This window comes from uncultured Caulobacter sp., from assembly GCF_947036865.1.
Taxonomy (GTDB): domain Bacteria; phylum Pseudomonadota; class Alphaproteobacteria; order Caulobacterales; family Caulobacteraceae; genus Caulobacter.
Genome location: NZ_CAMQSF010000095.1, coordinates 1 through 2,738 on the forward strand (window position 1 = coordinate 1; position 2,738 = coordinate 2,738).

The window sequence follows — 2,738 nt, forward strand, 5'->3', positions numbered from 1 at the left end:
TCGACAACAGCGCCGCGGGCAAGGGTTTCGACAAGGCCGCCATGTGCATCGCCGAAAAGCTGCCGATGGGCGGCAAGACCGGCACCGTGAAGGTTCCGTTCCGCTTCCCGGGCGGCGCGTAAGCGATCGATCCCTTCCTGGGGAACACAACGCCCTCGCCGCTCCGGTCGGCGAGGGCGTTTTGCTGTGCGCGGCACGGGTCGCGCCCTAGCCGCTCGCCTCAGAACTCCTCCCAGGCCTCCTTGACCGCCGTCGCGGCGCGTCCGGTCGACGCGGCGCGCCGAGCCGGAGCGGAGGCGGGCGCCGGGGCGGCCCGCGTCTCGGCTCTCGCCGCCGGCGCCGCCGAGCGACGCGCCGAGATGGAGAACATGCCCACCTCCTTGACCAGTTCGGACGCCTGGCCCTTCAACGCATGGGTCGCGGCCGTCGTCTGCTCGACCATGGCGGCGTTCTGCTGAGTGACCTGGTCCATCTGGTTCACGGCGGTGTTCACTTCGTTCAGGCCGGTCGCCTGCTCGGCGGCCGAGGCGGCGATCTCGGTGACCAGGGCGTCGATCTCGCCAACCTTCGCCACGATCCGCTGCAGCGCCTCGCCCGTCTGACCGACCAGGCTGACGCCCTGGCTGACCTGCTGGGTGGAGCTGGAGATCAGAGCCTTGATCTCCTTGGCCGCTTCGGCCGAGCGCTGGGCCAGCGCCCGGACTTCCTGGGCGACCACCGCGAAGCCGCGGCCGGCCTCGCCCGCCCGCGCGGCCTCGACGCCGGCGTTCAGGGCCAGAAGGTTGGTCTGGAAAGCGATCTCGTCGATGACCCCGATGATCTGGCTGATCTGCTTGGACGAGTTCTCGATCTCGCCCATGGCCGAGACTGCCTGGTGGACGACTTGGCCGCTATGCGTCGCTTCGCCACGGGTCGTGGAGACGACGTCGGAGGCCTGACGCGCGCCCGAGGCCGTGCGGCGCACGGTGGCGGTCAGCTCGTCGAGGGCGGCGGCGGTCTGTTCCAGGCTGGCGGCCTGTTGCTCGGTGCGACGCGACAGGTCGTCGGAGGCGTGGGCGATCTCGTCGGCGCCGGTGCGCAGGCCGTCGGTCGAGGCGGCGATGACCTTCATCGTCTCCTGCAGCGAGCCCATGGCGGCGTTGAAGTCGTCCTTCAGCTTGCGATATTCGCCGGGGAAGTCGGCGGTGACGCGGAAGGTCAGGTCGCCCGAGGCCAGCTTTTCCAGGCCCATGGCCAGGTTGCTGACGACGGTCGAGGCCTCCTGGGCGGCGGCCGCGGCGGCGGCTTCCTTGGCACGGCGCTCGTCGGCCGTCAGGGCGGCGGACTTCTCCTGCTCGGCGCGCAGTTGCTCCAGGTGCTGCTGGTTGTCGCGGAACACCTTCAGGGCCGTGACGATGGCGCCCAGCTCGTCGCCGCGCGTCATCCGCTCCAGGTCGATGGCGTTGTCGCCCTTGGACAGCTTGTCCGTGGCGGCGGCGATGTCGTTGATCGACTTGCGGGTGGTGGTCACCGTGAACCAGGCCAGACCCGCGACGCCGGCCAGCGTCAGCAGCGACATGGTGATCGTGACGCTCATCGCGGCCGTGGCTTCGGCCTGGCGCTTGGCGCTCTCGGCCTCGACGCGCTTGTTGGCGGCGGCGACGACCTGATCCAGCGTGGCGGTCATCTTCGCGTACTGTTCCTCGAACGGCGCGATGAAGCCGACGGCCATGTTGAAGTCGACGCCGATCATGCCGCTGACCGTGTCGATGGCGCTGCGGCACTCGTCGAGCTGCTTGATCAGTTCCGCGATCTTCGGCTGTTCGGCGGCCGGCAGCTTGGCCTTCAGGTTGCCCAGCTCCTTCTTGACCGCGTCGGTCTCGGTCAGCACGGCGGCCATGCGCGCGTCGTTCTTGGCGACGTCGATATTGCCCGCCTTGTGAGTCATCACGGTGTAGAGCTCACCGTTGATGTTCGAGATGCGCTTGGAGATCTTCTGGATCTCCATGTTCTCGCGCATGTCGTTCTCGACGACCTGCTTCAGAGCCGCCGACTGGCTTTTCTGAACCATGAGCGAGCCACCGGCCATCAAAGCCAGCACAAGCAAAGCGAAGGCCGGCGCGAAGCCGATCTTGATGATCAACGGTAGATCGACGAGACGGATCCGTTTCATCGCGAGGTCCCCTCCAACCAGCGTTCCGTGCCCACGGATCGCCAAACTGAAGCGGGATAATCGCCAGAGAGTCCTAACAGACTCTGACTTGGTTAAAGGCAATTGGACATATCTTTGGCCAGACTTGCCAGGATGGACATTTCGTCGCAGGCGTGTCGTCTCTGAACTGTCACACCATCTCAGGTTAAATCGGCGCCGCCAGACCTGCGCATGGTTATCCGCAAGTAAGCCATCAATAGCGCGCCGGGACTCAGACTCTCTTAACTTCGATCTGAGAGAAAGCGGATGCGTCTTAAGGGCGCGTCGTCCGCGTGGCGGCATCACTCTACTAGGACTACTAGGAGCAGCGGGATGAAATATCCGATCGCTATTGCCGCGGGAATCGCCGGCAGCTTTTTCGTCGCCCAGGCCGCTTCGGCCGCCGGCGGTTTTGAAGACCAGATGGGGCGCTGCCTGCAGCAGTACGCCAATACGCGCGACGCGGCCCAGGTGATGCTGGAATGCACCGCCGCCGACGGCAAGCTGTCGGAGTGCAAGGTCGTCGACAACAGCGCCGCGGGCAAGGGTTTCGACAAGGCCGCCATGT

General features: G+C 66.2%; 2 protein-coding genes and 1 pseudogene. 2 read left to right on the top strand and 1 reads right to left on the bottom strand.

Translation table 11 applies throughout. The features are described 5' to 3' along the window. Nucleotides 1-122: pseudogene (locus Q0V34_RS20785) on the top strand (hypothetical protein); the annotation flags it as partial. Between the two features lie 98 nt (nt 123-220). Here the strand turns inward: Q0V34_RS20785 and Q0V34_RS20790 are convergent. After that, nucleotides 221-2,152 (bottom strand): methyl-accepting chemotaxis protein, encoded by a 1,932-nt coding sequence (locus Q0V34_RS20790; RefSeq protein WP_297516315.1) that lies wholly within the window; start codon nt 2,150-2,152, stop codon nt 221-223. A gap of 351 nt (nt 2,153-2,503) precedes the next feature. Between Q0V34_RS20790 and Q0V34_RS20795 the strand changes: the two genes are divergently transcribed. Continuing rightward, on the top strand, nt 2,504-2,738 hold a 235-nt coding region (locus Q0V34_RS20795), incomplete at its 3' end, for a hypothetical protein (protein ID WP_297516317.1).

What these genes read in the sequence shown, in the direction of transcription:
- Q0V34_RS20790 (WP_297516315.1), bottom strand. Translation starts at nt 2,152, where the DNA reads ATGAAACGGATCCGTCTCGTCGATCTACCGTTGATCATCAAGATCGGC.